This window comes from Dellaglioa sp. CoH-57-MRSF-19 (genome assembly GCF_056781975.1).
This window is the reverse complement of the sequence record NZ_JBXAXW010000202.1, coordinates 1-336: the sequence shown is the minus strand read 5'-3', so window position 1 is coordinate 336 and position 336 is coordinate 1. Positions and strand designations below refer to the sequence as shown.

The following is a 336-nucleotide window of genomic DNA, read 5'->3' as shown; positions in this document are numbered from 1 at the left end:
ATTCCAGCCTGCGTCAGTGCATGCCCGCAGCCCGACCCCAAAATGATTGCCTTCCCATATACAGCCACGCTCACGAGCCCAATCTGCGAGTGCGGCACCCGCATAATAGACGCCGTTATTAAGACCCATCAACGCGCCCGTGCCCCGAATCCATACTCGGGATTCCAAAAGTACAGGACTCACACGTGTAGGAAACGTGGCTGTACCATCGGCGGCGTAACTGTACACCAAGAAATCGGTTTTGGCCAATTCATGTACGATGTGTTCCACCAGCGTCCTCCTTATACTCTTTCCACACATCGATCACGACACACAAAAGGGTGAAGCTCCCGACCA

At 53.9% G+C, this 336-nt stretch carries 1 protein-coding gene; it reads right to left on the bottom strand.

What is annotated here, in order from left to right:
- The coding region (locus AC1RO3_RS08940; protein WP_481764073.1) for a hypothetical protein at positions 1-270 on the bottom strand (270 nt) is incomplete at its 3' end.
- Positions 271-336 lie beyond the last annotated feature (66 nt).